General features: G+C 71.5%; 13 protein-coding genes. 9 read left to right on the top strand and 4 right to left on the bottom strand.

All coding sequences use genetic code 11. The features are described 5' to 3' along the window. The 5 genes from DMB66_RS47235 to DMB66_RS47215 form a co-directional block, all read left to right on the top strand. Positions 1 to 1,196, top strand: a 1,196-nt coding sequence (locus tag DMB66_RS47235; RefSeq protein ID WP_199753044.1) for a HAMP domain-containing sensor histidine kinase, incomplete at its 5' end; no start/stop codon positions are given. Between the two features lie 85 nt (positions 1,197 to 1,281). After that, positions 1,282 to 2,823 carry a fused response regulator/phosphatase gene (locus DMB66_RS47230; protein WP_125810651.1) on the top strand — a complete coding sequence of 514 codons (1,542 nt, stop codon included), beginning with the start codon at positions 1,282 to 1,284 and terminating at the stop codon, positions 2,821 to 2,823. Positions 2,824 to 2,893: 70 nt separating this feature from the next. Further along, the gene (locus tag DMB66_RS47225) at positions 2,894 to 3,430 is read left to right on the top strand and encodes a PadR family transcriptional regulator (protein WP_125810650.1); all 537 of its coding nucleotides are present in this window, start codon (positions 2,894 to 2,896) and stop codon (positions 3,428 to 3,430) included. Then, positions 3,427 to 4,116 (top strand): ABC transporter ATP-binding protein, encoded by a 690-nt coding sequence (locus tag DMB66_RS47220; protein ID WP_125810649.1) that lies wholly within the window; start codon positions 3,427 to 3,429, stop codon positions 4,114 to 4,116. The genes DMB66_RS47225 and DMB66_RS47220 overlap by 4 nt, the downstream gene beginning before the upstream one ends. Further along, positions 4,113 to 5,624, top strand: a complete 1,512-nt coding sequence (locus DMB66_RS47215) for an FtsX-like permease family protein (protein WP_125810648.1) — start codon at positions 4,113 to 4,115, stop codon at positions 5,622 to 5,624. Before DMB66_RS47220 ends, DMB66_RS47215 begins: the two co-directional genes overlap by 4 nt. A 35-nt stretch (positions 5,625 to 5,659) precedes the next feature. On the opposite strand, the gene DMB66_RS47210 is transcribed toward DMB66_RS47215, so the two are convergent. Further along, the gene (locus tag DMB66_RS47210; protein WP_125810653.1) at positions 5,660 to 7,735 is read right to left on the bottom strand and encodes a S9 family peptidase; all 2,076 of its coding nucleotides are present in this window, start codon (positions 7,733 to 7,735) and stop codon (positions 5,660 to 5,662) included. 140 nt (positions 7,736 to 7,875) lie between these two features. On the opposite strand from DMB66_RS47210, the gene DMB66_RS47205 reads away from it, so the two are divergent. Genes DMB66_RS47205 through lepB form a run of 3 tightly spaced genes read left to right on the top strand, consistent with a single transcriptional unit; the run spans position 7,876 to position 10,106 of the window. Further along, positions 7,876 to 9,051 carry an FAD-binding oxidoreductase gene (locus DMB66_RS47205; RefSeq protein ID WP_125810647.1) on the top strand — a complete coding sequence of 392 codons (1,176 nt, stop codon included), beginning with the start codon at positions 7,876 to 7,878 and terminating at the stop codon, positions 9,049 to 9,051. Positions 9,052 to 9,093: 42 nt separating this feature from the next. Beyond that, positions 9,094 to 9,411, top strand: coding sequence for a PadR family transcriptional regulator (locus tag DMB66_RS47200; protein ID WP_125810646.1), 318 nt, complete (start codon positions 9,094 to 9,096; stop codon positions 9,409 to 9,411). Continuing rightward, the gene (gene lepB, locus DMB66_RS47195) at positions 9,411 to 10,106 is read left to right on the top strand and encodes a signal peptidase I (RefSeq protein WP_125810645.1); all 696 of its coding nucleotides are present in this window, start codon (positions 9,411 to 9,413) and stop codon (positions 10,104 to 10,106) included. Before DMB66_RS47200 ends, lepB begins: the two co-directional genes overlap by 1 nt. A gap of 321 nt (positions 10,107 to 10,427) precedes the next feature. Here the strand turns inward: lepB and DMB66_RS47190 are convergent, their stop codons facing one another. The 3 genes from DMB66_RS47190 to DMB66_RS47180 all read right to left on the bottom strand — a co-directional run bounded on the left by DMB66_RS47190 (position 10,428) and on the right by DMB66_RS47180 (position 14,271). Then, the gene (locus DMB66_RS47190) at positions 10,428 to 11,042 is read right to left on the bottom strand and encodes a dihydrofolate reductase family protein (protein WP_199753042.1); all 615 of its coding nucleotides are present in this window, start codon (positions 11,040 to 11,042) and stop codon (positions 10,428 to 10,430) included. A gap of 485 nt (positions 11,043 to 11,527) precedes the next feature. Continuing rightward, entirely contained in the window at positions 11,528 to 12,100 is a 573-nt protein-coding gene (locus tag DMB66_RS47185) for a dihydrofolate reductase family protein (RefSeq protein ID WP_125810644.1), read from the bottom strand. 146 nt (positions 12,101 to 12,246) lie between these two features. Further along, entirely contained in the window at positions 12,247 to 14,271 is a 2,025-nt protein-coding gene (locus DMB66_RS47180) for a SpoIIE family protein phosphatase (protein WP_233625340.1), read from the bottom strand. Between the two features lie 112 nt (positions 14,272 to 14,383). Between DMB66_RS47180 and DMB66_RS47175 the strand changes: the two genes are divergently transcribed. Continuing rightward, a partial coding sequence (locus tag DMB66_RS47175) for a HAMP domain-containing protein (protein WP_158647588.1) occupies positions 14,384 to 16,716 on the top strand: 2,333 nt, incomplete at its 3' end.

The raw sequence follows: 16,716 nt of genomic DNA, 5'->3' as shown, positions 1-16,716 counted from the left end.
GGTTGATGGTCGCCGCGGGACGCGACACCGAGGTGGTGTTCGCCGCGGCCCGCGATGGGGTACCAGCACTGACGGTGAAGCTGGAGCATCCGGGGCCAAGGGACGCAGTCCAGCTCGCCGCCCAGTTGGTACAGGTCGGACGCCTGGTGGACTCGATGGAGGTAAGGGATGGGGAGATCGGAACTGTCGTGCGGATGTCACGTCGACTCCCGCCGAGCGCGCCGGTCCTGAGTCCCGACCGTATGGACGACATCCGTGCCGAACTCGCCGGCCACGTGCCCGGAACCCCGCTCGACGAGCTGGCGGTGCAAAATCAGCAGCTCATCACGACCCTGGACGAGGTACGGGCCCAGCGCGACGACCTGGCCCGGCTCAACGCCGAGCTGGAGGAGACCAACCGCGGCGTGATGGCGCTCTATCACCAGCTCTCCGACGAGCTGGAGGAGACCAACCGCGGCGTCGTGGCCCTCTACAACGAGCTGGACGAGAAGTCCGTGCAACTGCGCGCGGCCAGCGAGGCGAAGAGCCGGTTCCTGGCCAACGTCAGCCATGAGCTGCGAGCGCCGGTGACCGCGATCATCGGCCTGGGCCGGCTGCTCAGCGACGATTCGTCCGATCCGCTCACCGCCGAGCAGGACCGCCAGGTCGAGCTGATCCGTGGCTCCGCCGCCGACCTGCTGTCCCTGGTCAACGACCTGCTGGACCTGGCCAAGGCGGAGGCCGGCCGGCTGGAGCCAAACTGGACGGCCGTCGACCTCAAGGCCGTCTTCGGCCAGCTCCGCGGCACCCTGCGCCCGCTCGCCACCCGGCCCGAGGTCGACTTCGTCGTGGAGGAGCCGGTGGTCGCCCGGCTGCGCTCCGACGAGGTGCTGCTCGCCCAGGTGCTGCGCAACCTGCTCACCAACGCGCTCAAGTTCACCGCCGAGGGCTCGGTCCGGCTGGCGGTCGCCGCCGTCGGGGACGAGGTCGAGTTCACCGTCGCGGACACCGGCGCCGGCATCCCGCACGAGCTGCAGGAACGCATCTTCGAGGAGTTCTACCAGGTGCCCGGCAGCCACGCGCTCAGCGGCCGGGGCACCGGGCTGGGGCTGCCGTATGCGCGCCGGCTGGTCGGCATCCTCGGCGGTGCGCTGCGGGTCGCCTCCGAGCCCGGGGTGGGCAGCAGTTTCACGGTCTCACTGCCGGTGTCGCCATGACCGGCCGCGCCGAGCGGCATTCAGCCGCACCGGGCCGCGGCCTCGCAGGCGAGGGCCGCGAGGGCATGGCAAAGAAGGTCCAGCCATGACCCCCGCGACGGTGCTGGTCGTCGACGACAGCGCCACCAAGCGCTATCTGCTGGTGAGCTGGCTGTCGCGGGCCGGCTTCACGGTGATCGAGGCGGAGACCGGCGGGGAGGCCCTGCGACGACTCACCGAGGTCGACGTCGACCTGGTCGTGCTCGACGTCAAGCTGCCCGACATGAACGGCTTCGAGGTCTGCGAGCGGATCAAAACCGATCCCGAGTACGGCATCCTGCCGGTCATCCACGTGTCGGCGCACGCGGTGGACGTGGTCGACCGGACCCAGGGGCTGAACCGGGGCGCGGACGCGTACCTGGTCGAGCCGATCGAGCCGGATGAGCTGATCGCCACGTCGCAGGCCGTCCTGCGCTATTACCGGGCCCGGCAGCGGGCCGAGTCGCTGGCCGCCCGGATGGTCCGGCTCGCCGAGACCACGCTGGCGATCAACTCGGCCTCCACCCTGCCGGGCCTGCTGCAGGCGGCGGCCGACGGGGCCCACGAGATCTTCGGCGGCCCGGCCGTGGTCCTCGCCGAGACGTCCGACGGCGACGGGCTGGCCGCGGTCACGAACGGCTCGCCCGCGGTGGTGCAGCCGTGGCCGGTCGAGCACCACGAGATCGCCGTCGGGTCGACCCTGCGCACGGACGACCCGGCCGCCTGGAGCGGCGCCGCCCCCTGGCCGGAGGGCGATTCGGTGGCGGTGGCGTCGGCCCGGCTGCGGGGCGACCGGACGCCCGTCTACGTGGCCGTTCCGGCCGGCACGCAGAGCCCGGGCTCGCCGGTGCTGCGCCAGCTCGCGCAGGCGGTGGCGGCCGCGGTGGAGGCGCAGCGCTCATACGACGAGGAACACCGGATCGCCGTCACCCTGCAGCGCAGCCTGCTGCAGTCGCGGCTGCCCGACGTGGCCGGGGTGGAGCTCGCGGTCCGCTACGAGCCGGCCGGCGCGCAGACCGAGGTGGGCGGCGACTTCTACGAGCTCACCATGCTGGACGGCCGGCTGCTGGTGGCGATCGGCGACGTGGCCGGCCACTCGCTGCACGCGGCGACGGTGATGGCCGAGGTGCGGCACGCCGTCCGCGCGTACGCGGTGGAGGGGCATCCGCCGGGCGCGGTGCTGGAGCTGGTCAACCGCTTCATGCGTACGGTGTTGCCGGCCGAGTCGGCGACGCTGTGCCTGCTGACGCTGGAGCCGGACACGGGTCGCATACGCCTGGCCAGCGCGGGTCATCTGCCGCCGCTGCTGCACGTGGACGGCAAGGCGCGGTTCCTGGCGCCGCGCGGGCCGCTGCTGGGCATCACCGCGCCCCGGCCGGCCGATCTGGAGTTCGTGCTGCCCCGCGGCGGCACGCTGGTGCTCTACACCGACGGCCTGATCGAGCGCCGGGACGCGGACATCGACGTGGGCCTGAACGCGCTGGCGACCTGCGCGGCCCAGGTGGAGCCCAGCCTGGACGCGTTCTGCCAGCGGCTCCTGGTGCGTCTCGCCGGCGCGGGGGAGCAGGCCGACGACATCGCGGTCGTCGCGCTGCGCCGCACCTCTTAGTAATCGTATTCTCACCCAAGGTGAGGCAGATGGCTTGACATCGGCTATTCACTCAGTGAATAGTTGCGCCATGTCGACGTCCCACCTGATGCTGGGGTTGCTCTCCACCGGGCCGAAGCACGGCTACGACCTCAAGCGAGCCCACGACGAACGCCTGCCGCAGGCGAAGCCGCTCGCCTTCGGTCAGGTCTACGCGACGCTCGGCCGGCTGGAACGGGACGGGCTCGTCGAGCAGACCGGGCAGGACCGCGACGGTGGGCCCGACCGCACCACGTACGCCATCACCGACGCCGGGCGCGAGAAGCTCGGCGAGTGGCTCGCCGCCGTCGAGCCGCCGGCGCCGTACGTGAACAGCATCCTCTTCGCGAAGGTGGTCGTCAGCCTGCTCGCCAGCGGTGTCACCGCGGCGACCGACTACCTCGTCGCCCAGCGCACGGCCCACACGACCCGGATGCGCGAGCTGACCGTGGTGAAGACGACCCGGGACTCGACCGCCGGTGACGTCGTCGCCGCCGATTACGCCATCGCCCACCTCGATGCGGATCTGCGCTGGTTGCAGGCCACGCTGCTCCGCGTCGCCGATCTGCACCGAGAGGTGACCGCATGACCGCCTTGCTCCAGGGAATCGGCTTGCAGCGCTCCTACGGGCCCACGCCGGCGCTGCGTGGCATCGACCTCGAGATCGGCGCGGGCGAGATCGTCGCTGTCACCGGTCCGAGCGGTTGCGGGAAGTCCACCCTGCTGCACTGCCTGGCCGGGATTCTCCGGGTCGACGCCGGTGAGGTGCGGTATCGCGACCAGGATCTCGGCCTCTGGAGCGAGGCGAACCGGTCCAAGCTCCGGCGCTCCGAGTTCGGCGTGCTGTTTCAGTTCGGCCAGTTGGTGCCCGAGCTGACAGCCGCCGAGAACGTCGCCCTTCCGTTGCTTCTCGCCGGTTCGGGGCGGCGAGAAGCACGGAAGGCGGCAACCCTCTGGCTCGGCAGGTTCGGCGTGGGAGACCTCGCCGACCAGCTGCCCGGCCGGATGTCCGGCGGGCAGCAGCAGCGCTGTGCGGTGGCCCGGGCGCTGGTCACCGAGCCCAAGGTGCTCTTCGCCGACGAGCCGACCGGAGCGCTGGACGTGCTGACCGGGGAGCAGGTGCTCGCCGAGATCGTGCACATCGCTCGCGAGCAGGGCACGTCCGTCGTGCTGGTGACCCACGACGCGCGGGTCGCCGCGTATGCGGACCGCGAGATCGCCCTGCGGGACGGCGTCGTCGACCGCAGCGGTCTGGGCCTGGAAATCAGCTCATGAAGGCGGGGACGCTGGCCCAGCTGGCGGTGGCCGGGGGTCGTACCGACAAGTTCAGGATGACCTTCACCGCGGTCAGCTCGGCGTTGGCCGCCGTGGTGCTGCTGGCGGCGGCAGCGGTGGCGGCGGTGCCCGAGCTGGGCACCTCGGACGACGGCTCCGACAGCTGGAACGAGGAATACAGCAGCGCCCTCATCAGGGAGCCGGGACTGCGGCCCGGGGTGGTGCTCACCCTGCTGCTGCTGGCCGTACCGGTGCTCTTCCTGGCCGGCCAGAGCATCCGCTTCGGCAGCCCGGCGCGGGACCGCCGGCTCGCCGCCATGCGGCTGGCCGGCGCGACCCCGGGCCAGGCTGTCCTGGTCGCCGCCACCGAGACGGCGGTCGCCGCCCTGCTCGGCTCGATCGTCGGCACCGGCGCGTTCCTGCTGCTCCGGGTCCTGTTGGACCGGCGCGGCGCCGACGGTACGCGGCCGCTGCCCACCGACGTGTTGCCGTCCGCGCTCGCCGTCACCGGCGTGCTGGTGCTGGTGCCGGTGCTCGCCGCGCTGATCGGTGCCGTCCTGCTGCGGCGGGTGATCATCACGCCGCTCGGGGTGGTCCGCCGGGTCCGAAGGCGGTCACCGCGCCTCTGGCCCGGAGTCCTCATCCTGGTCGGGGTGTTCGCGCCCCTGCTCATCCGGCCGCTCGGCAAGTTGCTCGCGCGCTGGATCGGCGGTGACCTGATGATCGCCGTCGCCTTCGTGGCCGTCCTGCTGGCGGCGGTCGGCGTCATCGTCGGTACGGGCTGGATCGCCTACACCGCGGGTTACCTGCTGCACCGCTTCGGTCGCCGGCCCGCGACGCTGCTGGCCGGACGGCAGCTGATGGCGGACCCGTGGAACGGCAGCCGAACTCTGGCGGCGCTGCTGGCCACGCTGGTCGTGGGCGCCGGGGTGCTGGGCTACCGGGCTTACATGCAGACCGAGCTCGCCGCGAGGAACGAGGCGTGGGCCGCGCAGGGCGACGCCATCGGCGACCCCGAGCTCGACAACTTCTATCTGAACTCGGTGGATCTGGTGCGGATCGCCGTCGCCGCGGGCGCGCTCGTCGCGGCGGCCGGGATCATGGTCGCCCTCGCCGAGAGCATCGTCTCCCGGCGCCGGACCTACGCCGGGCTGGTCGCCGCCGGGGTGCCGCGCCGGGTCCTGGGCTCATCGATCGCCTGGCAGACGCTGGCGCCGCTGGTGCCCGCCGTCCTCGTCGCCCTCACCGTGGGTGTTGGCCTGCTGCGAGCGGTGGCCACCGAGGCCACCAGCGGCGGCGGCGCGAGCTGCTCGGGCACCGAAGCGGAGTGCTTCGAAGGGTCGCCGAGCTGGGTGCAGCATCCCGAGGTGACGAAGGCTGTGCCCGTACCCCTGGTTGATCTGCTTCTGCTCGGCGGCGGCGCCCTCGCGGTCATGCTGCTGGTCGTCGGTGTGGGCCTGGTGCTGCTGCGGAGCAGCACCGACCTGGACGAGCTCCGAATCGCCTGAGTGGTGGCCCGGCCTCGCCGGCCGGGCCACCGCCGTCAGGCCAGGCCCACCGTGTCCAGGGTCCAGGCGGTCACGAACGCCTCTTCCTTCCACGAGTCGTAACGGCCGCTGGGACCGCCGTGCCCGGCGCCCATCTCGGTCTTCAGCAGGTACGCGCCGTCGGGCGCCACCGAGCGCAGCCGCGCGATCCACTTGGCCGGCTCGGAATAGAGCACCCGGGTGTCGTTGAGGCTGGTCACCGCGAGGATCTTCGGGTATGCCTGCTTGGCGACGTTCTCGTACGGGCTGTAGGACTTCATGTAGGCGTACACGTCGGCGTTCTCGAGCGGGTTGCCCCACTCCTCCCACTCCGTCACCGTCAGCGGCAGCGACGGGTCCAGAATGGACGTCAGCGGGTCCACAAAGGGCACCTGCGCGACGATGCCCGCGAAGGCCTCCGGCGCGAGGTTCGCCACCGCGCCCATGAGCAGGCCGCCCGCCGAGCCGCCGCGCGCCACCAGCCGCTCCGGCTTGGTCCACGACGCCGCCACCACCGCCCGGGCGCACGCCACGAAGTCGGTGAACGTGTTCTTCTTCGTCAGCATCTTGCCCTGCTCGTACCAGCGCCGGCCCATCTCGCCGCCGCCGCGGACGTGCGCGATGGCGAAGACGACGCCGCGGTCCAGCAGCGACAGGCGGGCTACGGAGAAGTACGGGTCCATGCTGATCTCGTACGAGCCGTAGCCGTACAGCACCAGCGGCGCGGTGCCGTTGCGCGGCGTGCCCTTGCGGGCCACGACGGAGATCGGCACCCGGGTGCCGTCGTCGGCGACGGCCCACTCCCGGAACTGCTCGTAGTCCGCCTGGTCGTACCCGCCCAGCACCGGCTTCCGCTTGCGCAGCACCATCGAGCGGGTGATCAGATCCACGTCGTAGACCGAGTCCGGCGTGACCATCGAGGTGTAGCTGATCCGCACGACGTTGGTCTCGTATTCGGGGTTGCCCGCGAGGCCGACACTGTAGATCGGCTCCGGGAACGCCATGTCGTAGCTGTCCGTGCTGCCGTCGGCGAGCACCCGCAGGCCGGTGAGCCCGTCGCGTCGCTGCGAGATGACGAGGTGCCGCTGGAACGCGTCGACCGACTCCAGCCGGGTGCCGGGCTCGTGCGGGATCAGCTCGACCCAGTCGCCCGGGTTGTCCACCGAGGTGTACGCCAGGGCGAAATCCTCGGCGTCGGCGTTGTGCAGGATCAGGAAGCGGTGACCGTGGTGCTCGATGGCGTACTCGACGCCCTGGACCCGCTCGCGGATCAGGGCGGGCTCGGCCGTCGGCGTCCGCGCGTCGATGACCCGGACCTCGCTGGTGACCTTGCTGTTGGCGTCGATGACGAGGAACTTCTCGCTGCGGGTGAGCTCGACGCCGACCCAGAAGCGCTCGTCCGCCTCCTCGTAGACGACGACGTCGTCGGTGGCGGGCTGCCCGACGATGTGCCGCCAGACCTTGTTGGGCCGCCAGGCCTCGTCGACGGTGATGTAGAACAGCGTCGAGCCGTCGGCCGACCAGGCGCTGCCGTAGAACGCGTCGGGCACCTCGTCGCTCAGCACCTCGCCGGTGCGCAGGTCCTTGACCTTGAGGATGAAGCGCTCGTCGCCGTCGAAGTCGACGGAATAGGCCAGGCGGTCGCCGGCCGGGCTCACGTCGAAGGTGCCGAGCGCGAAGAACTTCCGGCCCTCGGCGAGCTCGTTGCCGTCGAGCAGCACCTCCTCGCCGGGCAGCGGGGCGCCGTCACCGGTGGCGGGCGGGTCGCTCACGCCGGGCGTGGTCGCGACGCGGCACTGGATGCCGTATTGCTTGCCCTCGACCGTGCGGGTGTAGTACCAGTAGCCGCCCTTGCGGCTCGGCACCGACAGATCGGTCTCCTGGGTGCGGCCCTTGATCTCGTTGAAGACCGTGTCCTGCAGGTCGGTGAGGTGCGCCGTCGCCGCCTTGGTCCAGGCGTTCTCCGCCTCGAGGTAGGCGATCGTGTCCGGGTTTTCCTTTTCGGCGAGCCAGGAGAACTCATCCGTGACGGTGTCGCCGTGGAAGGTGCGCTCGGCGGGCACCTGACGAACCGCGGGCGGGGTCGTGGGCATGTCGGTGGTCACGCTGAACCACGTTACCGGGCCGTCGCGCCCGGTCGTGGCCACACGTACCTCTCCCCTCGTCATTCGAACATGTGTACGATAGGCCAGAATGGACGATCTTCAAGCCGAGCGATCTTCGGGGAGGGCTGATGGTTACCGCGCTTCCCGGGCGTGAGCCGCTGCTGCGCGCGCTGGTCGACATCTGCGGCCCCGACTTCGCCCGCCAGGCGGGCGCGGCCGACCTGGTCGCCGGCCACCTGGCCAGCTTCGTCGCGGCGCCGCCGACGCCCCGCGCGGTGATGGACACACTGAGCCTCGCCGCGGAGCGCGGCCTCGCAGTCGTCCCGCGCGGCAGGGGTTCCAAAATCGACTGGGGCACGCCGCCGCGCGGCCTCGACCTGCTGCTGGACACGGTTCGCCTGGACGGCATCTGGGAGCACCGCCCGGAGGAGTTCACGGCGCAGGTCGGCACGGGCACCCCGGTCCGCGCGGTGCAGGCCGCCCTGGCCCTGCGCGGCCAGCGCCTGGCGGTCGACCCGCCCTCACCGGCCGCGACGATCGGGGGGATGCTCGCGGTCAACGAGTCGGGCCCGCTGCGCCACCGGTACGGCAGCCCGGCCGCCCAGGTCGACCGGATCAGTTACGTGGACAGCGCCGGCGGTCAGGCCGAGTCCGACGGCGAGAACGGCAACCCGGGCATCGCCGAGGTGACCGGCGTGATCGTCTCGGCGAGCCTGCGCCTCCAGCCGCTGCCGGCGGCGCGACGCTGGGTGACCCTGCCGGTCTCGACCCCGCTGCAGGTGCACGACCTGGTCGCGGCGACGCTGGCCCAGCTGGTGAAGCCGAGCGCGATCGAGGTCGACCTGCCGATCCCTGGCGGCGGCCGGGCGGCGATCCAGCCGGCGGGCGCGCTGGCGGTGCTGGTGGAGGGTGCCCAGGCCGACGTGACCGCACGGGCCAGGCAGCTGGCGACGGTGCTGGGCGACACGGCCACGATCTCCCCGACGGCGCCGCGCTGGTGGGGCCGATATCCGTTCGGGCGGGCCGACGTGGCGCTGCGCCTCGCGGTGCCGATCACGGATCTGCACGCGGCTGTGTATGCCTTGCGCGACGCCGCGGGGATGGCGGTTCCGGTGCGGGGGTCGGCCGGGATGGGCACGGTGCACGCCGTGCTGCCGGGCACGCTGCCGCCGGAACGGATCGAAGGCATCCTGGACGCGGTGCGCGGGGTGCTCCTGGCCCGCGGCGGTCGCTGCGTGGTGGTCGCGGCCCCGCCGCCGATCAGCACGACGGTGGCCATGGCCAGCCGCCGAGACCTCTTCTGAGCCCTCCTGCGCTCGTAAGTCGAGTTATGTAGACTTTCGGGCATGCCAAGAACCTCGCACTCCTCGCCGCAGACACTTCGGCTGTTCGCGGCCCTCCTGGGCGACCCGGCCCGCTGGCGGTACGGCTACGACCTGAGCGGGGAGACCGGGCTCGCCTCCGGCACGCTCTACCCGATTCTCATGCGCCTGGCCGCGCAGCGCCTGCTCGACACGGACTGGGAACCATCCGACGAGCCGGGCCGGCCGCCGCGGCACATATACCGCCTCACCGCCGACGGCATGGCCCTTGCCCGGGATCGCCTGGCCGCGGCGGCCCGGAAGACGCGCGGCGCCACCGCGTTCACCCCGAGGGAGGCCTGATGCGGCGCGCGGCGCGGGCGATTCTGGTCGCGGCGGTGCGTGGGCGCCGCGAGCGGGGCGGCCCCTGGGGCGAGGCGGTGCTGGCCGAGCTCGACCGGACGAGCGGCCGGTGGGAGGCGCTGCGCTGGGCGGCGGGCGGGCTGCGCGCGGTGTGGCACGAGCGCCGGGCGCGGGTCAGCGATCTGCCCAGGGCGGTGCGGATCCAACGCGCGGTCGTGGCCACCGCGGTCCTGAGCCTGCCGGCCACACTGGTGATCAACCAGTTCGCGCTGACGGGCCGATACATGTCAAGCACCGCCATGGCGCCGACCGTGCCTGTCGCCGGCCGGTTCCTGCTGGACAAGGTGGGCTTCCGGATGACGGGTTTCGCCCGCGGCGACATCATCGAGTTCCCGATCCCCGACGCCCCCGACGATCACACGATCAAGCGGGTCGTCGGGCTCCCGGGCGACACCATCGAATGCCGCGACGGCCAGGTGTATCGCGACGGCACGGCTCTCAACGAGCGGTATCTGCCGGGAGATCCGCAGATTTCCCGCACGATCGACTGCGGTGGGCCGGTCACCGTCCCTGCCGGGGATCTCTACGTGCTGGGCGACCACCGTGCGGACTCCCGGGACTCGCGCCACTGGGGCCCGATTCCGCAACGCTCGGTGAACGGCCGGCTGTTGACCGTCATCTGGCCGCTGCGGTGAGAGCTGCCTGATCGGCATCCACCCCGGCCTCCGCCCTCGGCGCCCGCGCGCACCAAGGTCCACCGAGCGCGGGCCACCGGGATGAGCGCGGCGACACCCGATATCAAGGAGCCCGATGATCTTGCCGATGCTGGCACCTCGCCGGCCACGACATGGACCGAGAGGCATTCCTGGACACCGATTTCACGGGGATCGGATGCCCCCTTGGTGGTCACTCGCACTGTTCCGCGACGGCGAACAATTCACCGGGCGCTTGGCGCTTGGCGCTTGGCGCTTGGCGCTTGGCGCTTGGCGTCTGGGCGGCTGGTTGGCGGATCCGCGTCAGCGGTGGGCGGGCTCGCGGGACAGCGCGTCCGCCGCCAGGTGGCGGCCCAGCCTGGCCAGGGAGCCGACCGCATAGGTCAGGTAGGCGAACTGGCCCATCTGGGCGACATGGGTCAGCGCCAACTGCTGCGAGGTCAGCCGGCGGGGCAGCAGGGGCGTGCCCGAGCCCAGCACGGTCGGCGCCACGCCCAGGATGATCTCGTCGAGCAGCCCGGCGTCCGCGAACTCGCCGACCAGGTCGCCGCCGCCGGCCAGCCAGACGTTGCGGCCCTGGGCGGCCACCAGCATCGCCTCGTGTACCCGTCGCACGTCGCCGCTGACCATGAAGACGTTGGCGTCCGGCACCAGGGGCAGTTCGCGGTGGGTGAAGACCCAGCACGGCACGTCGCCGTACATCTCGTGCCAGTTCTCCGGCTCTTCGAGCACGTTGTCGTTCTTCAGCACCCATTCGTAGGTGGCGGCGCCCATCGCGAAGGCGCCCACGCCGGAGAAGAACGCGCCGAACGGGTTGTCCGTGCCCTCGTCGACCTCGAACAGCCAGTCGAGCGAATTGTCCAGGTCGGCGGTGTAGCCGTCGATGCTGGTCGCGGTGTAGTACTGCGTCTTTGCCACATCCAACACGATGCCACGGCTTAGCCGACAAAAAGTCCAATTCCGGCACGCACGCGACCCAGCGCACCGCCGGGCCGCGCGTGGCAGTGCCCACCGAGCGCCGACGGCACAGCAGCGACGGCCTGCCAACCACGCGAGGCGGCCGACTGCACGAGGCCGGCCGTGCGAACCGCCTGGCGAGCCAACCCGCGCCTGGCGGCCCAACCCGCGCCTGGCGGCCCAACCCGCGCCTGGCGGCCCAACCCCGCGTCCGGCGGACCAACAACGCGGCGGGCCAACCCCGCGCCTGGCGAACCAACCGCGCGGCGGGCCAACCCCGCGCCTGGCGGACCAACCGCGCGGCGGGCTAACACGCGCACGGCGGACCAACCCGCGCACGGCGGACCAACCGCGCGGCGGACCAACCCCGCGCCTGGCGGGCCAACCCACGCACGGCGGGCCAACCCGCGCCTGGTGGGCCAACCCGGCAGGCGCCGGCGGACGGGTCAGGCCGGGGGACCCACCTGGTATGTCAGATAGGCGAACCCGCCCCTCTGCTCCATCCCGGTCAGCTTGAGTCGCTGCGAGGTCAGCCGGCGGGGCAGGAGCGGCGCACCCGCACCCAGCGTCACCGGCGCCACGCCCAGGATCAGTTCGTCGAGCAGACCGGCGTCCGCGAACGCCCCGGCCAGCTCGCCCCCGCCGACCACCCAGACGTTCTTGCCCTTGGCGGCCTCGAGCATCGCCGCGTGCACCGGGCGGACGTCACCCTGCACGAAGGTCAAGTTGGCCTCCGGGATCACCGGCAGGCTTCGGTGGCTGAACACCCAGGCCGGGGTGTCGCCGTAGTAGTCGGCCCACTTCACCGGCTTTTCCTGGAGCGCGTCGTGCTCCTGGACCCACTCGTAGGTGGTGGCGCCCATCGCGAAGGCGCCCACGTCGGCGAAGAAGGTGGCGAACGGATTGGCTGCTTCGTGTTCGCCGCCCTGGTCGGCCTCGAACAGCCAGTCGAGCGAATTGTCCGCATCGGCGATGAAGCCGTCGATGCTGGTTGCGGTGTAGAACTGTGTCTTCGGCACGGAACTCACCTTGCCAAAGGGGTACGACAAAAATCAGCAGTCGGTAAGGCGGGAGCCCCGGCTTCGGGGCTTCTTAGCCATCGCCAGGGGTGCTCCGCCGCAGGATGCGGCGTGAAACTCCTGCCGACGCCCGGCAAAACACCCATTCATAGGCGGGTAGTGGGCGCGTCGTTGCGCAGGACGAGGATCGCGATGTCGTCGCGTGGTTCCTCGACCGAGAAGTTGATCGTCGTTGAGCGCAGCCGTGCCGCCATCACGTCCGCTGAGTAGCCCGCCAGTGGGGCCGCCGCGTCGCGCAGCCGGGCCGTGCCGAACAGTTCGCGGCCGCGGCGCCGTTCCGTCACACCGTCGGTGTAGAAGATCAGGGAGTCGCCCGGGTGCAGCAGTACGGCCACGTCCGGTGAGGTGATCGTCTCCAGCAGGCCTAGTGCCGTGCCGCCCTCGCCGACGAAGGATGTCTTGCCGTCCGCGCGGACCAGCACCGACCGGTCGTGGCCCGCCAGGTGTAGGCAGACCTCCAGGTCGTTGCCGGCGCGGGCCACCGAGGCCATGGCCAGCGTGCAGTAGCGTCCGCCGCCGCGCTGGACCAGGGTGCGGTTGACCCGGCAGAGGATCTCCGTCATCGGCTTGCGGTCGTCGACCAGGATCCGGATCACGTCGCGGACCAGGCCGGTCACCGTCGCGGCCTGCACGCCCTTGCCGGACACGTCGCCCACGACGACGATCCAGCTGTCGTCGCCGGCCGGGACGACGTCGTAGAAGTCGCCGCCGACCTCCGAGCCGGTCGGCACGTACTCGGCTGCGAAGCCGATGCCCGTGACGTGCGGCAGCGCCGGCGGCAGCAGTGAGGCCTGCAGGGTCCGGGCGACCTGGCGGCGTTCCTCGTGGATCCGGGCGTTGTCGATCGCCAGCGCCGCGCGGCGGGCCACGTCCTCCAGGACCGCCACCTCGTCGCCGTCGTGCCGGTGCCGCAGGTGCCGGCCGACCGCGAGGGTGCCCAGCCGCTGGCCGCGGGCGACCAGCGGCACCGCGAAACCCTCCGGCGGCGTGCCGAACATGACCTGCTGGCCCAGCCGGGACGCCTCTTCGAGCCGGGCCAGTATCGTGTCCGGGCCCGTCTCGGCGAGTGTCGAGTGCAGTTGCGGCACGGCGGCCTCGTCGGCGTGGGTGGCGGCGGCGAGCTGCAACCGGCCCCACGCGTCAGTGGTGTGCACCGCGCACCACTGGCCCAGCCGGGGCACCACGAGCTGCGGGATCAGCGCCATCGTCAGGTTGACGTCGAGGGACTGGGCGAGCAGCTCGCTGGCCTCGGCGAGGAACGTCAGCCAGGTCTGCCGGCGCAGGTCCGTGCGGCGCAACCGGTCGTTCTCCAGGTGCAGGGAGAAGCGCTCGGCGACGATCGTGGCCAACGGCTGGGCATACCCGGCCGGGGACGCGTCCAGCTCCAGCTCACCCGAGTACGGCCGCTGCACGGCTAGCCGTACCCGGATCGTGTCGGCGTCGTCGCGCGGCGCCCGTCCGTGCCGGGCCAGCAGCTGCCGGCCGCCGCCGTCCCCCCGGTCCAGCCGGACCACCGCGCCGGTCGCGCCGGTGAGCCGGGAGAGCCGGGAGAGCAGCTCGGTGGCGAACTCGGCCATGCTCTCGTCGGTCTGCCGCTCGGGGCTGATCTGCAGCAGCGTGGTCAGCTCGCCGACGGTCGGAGCGACCTCCTTGCCGGCGGCCGGGCTGCCGTCGTCGGCCGGCCCCTTGTGCTCGAGCCGGAACCACACGCCCTTGCCGGTGCCCTCGTGTACGGTGCCCCAGCGGCTCGCGAAGTGGTCCACGAGCAGCAGCCCGCGACCCCGTTCCGCGACCTCGCCGATGTCCGGCTGCTCGTTGCGCGGGCCGACGGCCAGCTGCTCGACGGGCCCGGGGGCGAAGTCGGTCACCGTCACGGTCAGGCCGGCCGGGTCGGCCTCGACGTCGATGTCCAACTCGGTGCCGGCGTGCACGACGGCGTTGGTGGACAGCTCGGTGGTCAGCAGCAGGGCCTCGTTGACCAGCGAATCCAGCCCCGCCTCGGCCAGCACCGAGCGGACCAGGGCGCGCGCCGCGGCGGGCGTACGCCGGTCGTTGGGCAGCCGGACCCGGCGCACGAGAATTGCCGCAAGACGTCCTGCCTCTACCGACACGCCTGCATCCTCTCCCGCCGACGGGCGATGTACAAAGCCACACCTCGCGCCGGGCCGCTCCGGCGAGGGATGATGGATCGCCCCCGACCGTTGCACAGCGAGTGAGGACAGCATGACTGCGACCAAACAGGTCAATGTCGGCGTGCCCGACGAGGCCGACGTGCTCGTCGAGCTCGCGGAAGCCCTACGCCGGGTCAGCCGTGGCGATCTCAAGGTGCGGCTACCGCGCCGCAGCGGTGTCGCCGGCGAGGTCGCGGACGCTTTCAACGAGGTCGTCTCGCTGCAGGAGCGGCAAAACCTGGAGGTGCGCCGGATCAGCCGGATCGTCGGCCGGGACGGCCGGCTGACCGAGCGCCTGGACGAGGAGGGCCTCGACGGCGCCTGGGCCGACAGCGCCCGTTCGGTGAACTCGCTGATCGATGATCTCGGCCGCCCGACCACCGAGATCTCCCGGGTGATCGTGGCCGTAGCCGACGGTGATCTGTCGCAGCACATGGCACTCGAGATGGACGGGCGACCCCTGCGGGGTGAATTCCTGCGCATCGGCCGGGTCGTGAACACGATGGTGGACCAGCTGTCGTCCTTCGCCGACGAGGTGACCCGGGTGGCCCGCGAGGTCGGCACCCAGGGCGAGCTCGGCGGTCAGGCCGACGTGCGCGGCGTGGCCGGCACCTGGAAGGACCTGACCGACTCGGTCAACACGATGGCGTCGAACCTGACCCACCAGGTGCGCTCGATCTCCCAGGTGGCGACCGCGATGGCCCGCGGCGACCTGTCGCAGAAGATCACCGTTTCGGCGCGCGGCGAGGTGGCCGAGCTGGCCGACACCATGAACGGCGTGACCGACACCCTGCGGCTCTTCGCCGAGCAGGTGACCCGGGTGGCCCGCGAGGTCGGGACCGAGGGCAAGCTGGGCGGCCAGGCGGACGTACCGAATGTCGCCGGCACCTGGAAGGACCTCACCGACTCGGTGAACTCGATGGCGTCGAACCTGACCAGCCAGGTCCGCAACATCGCCCAGGTCTCCACCGCGGTCGCCAAGGGTGACCTGTCGCAGAAGATCACGGTGGCCGCGCAGGGCGAGATCCTGGAGCTGAAGGACACCGTCAACACGATGGTGGACCAGCTGTCGTCGTTCGCCGACGAGGTCACCCGGGTGGCCCGCGAGGTCGGCACCGAGGGCCGGCTGGGCGGTCAGGCCCAGGTCCGCGGCGTCTCCGGTACGTGGCGCGATCTCACCGAGAACGTCAACCAGCTCGCCGCCAACCTCACCGACCAGGTCCGCAACATCTCCCAGGTCTCCACCGCTGTCGCCAAGGGCGACCTGTCGCAGAAGATCACGGTTGACGCCCGCGGCGAGATCGCCGAGCTGAAGAACACCATGAACACGATGGTGGACCAGCTGTCGTCGTTCGCCGACGAGGTGACGCGGGTGGCCCGCGAGGTGGGTTCGGAGGGCAAGCTGGGCGGTCAGGCCGAGGTCAAGGGCGTCTCCGGTACGTGGCGCGACCTGACCGACAACGTGAACTACATGGCCTCGAACCTGACCAGCCAGGTCCGCAACATCGCCTCGGTGACCACGGCGGTGGCGAAGGGCGACCTCGGGCAGAAGATCACGGTCGACGCCCGGGGCGAGATCCTGGAGCTGAAATCGACCGTCAACACGATGGTCGACCAGCTGTCCTCGTTCGCCGACGAGGTGACCCGGGTGGCCCGTGAGGTGGGCTCGGAGGGCAAGCTCGGTGGTCAGGCGCAGGTGCGTGGGGTGGCCGGCACCTGGCGCGACCTGACCGACAACGTGAACTACATGGCCTCGAACCTGACCGCCCAGGTCCGCAACATCGCCTCGGTCACCACGGCGGTGGCCAAGGGCGACCTGTCGCAGAAGATCACGGTCGACGCGCGCGGCGAGATCCTCGAGCTCAAGGACACCGTCAACACGATGGTCGACCAGCTCTCCTCGTTCGCCAACGAGGTCACCCGGGTCGGCCGGGAGGTCGGCATCGAGGGCAAGCTGGGCGGTCAGGCCGAGGTCAAGGGCGTCTCCGGTACGTGGCGCGACCTCACCGACAACGTCAACCAGCTCGCCTCCACGCTGACCACCCAGCTGCGGGCCATCGCCGAGGTGTCCACGTCGGTGACCCGCGGCGACCTGACCCAGAGCGTGGCGGTCGAGGCGCAGGGCGAGGTCGCCGAGCTCAAGGACAACATCAACCAGATGATCGTGACGCTGCGGGAGACCACCAAGGCGAACGCCGAACAGGGCTGGCTGGACTCCAACCTGGCCCGCATCGGCGGCCTGCTGCAGGGTCAGCGCGACCTCGGCGAGGTCTGCCGCATGATCATGACCGAGGTGACGCCGCTGGTGGACGCGCAGCTCGGCGCGTTCTTCATGGTCGACCACGAGGAGGCCGTGATGCGGCTGCGGCTGGCCGCCTCGTACGG

The sequence above is a fragment of the Actinoplanes sp. ATCC 53533 genome (assembly GCF_003947245.1).
This window is presented reverse-complemented; position numbering and strand designations above follow the sequence as displayed.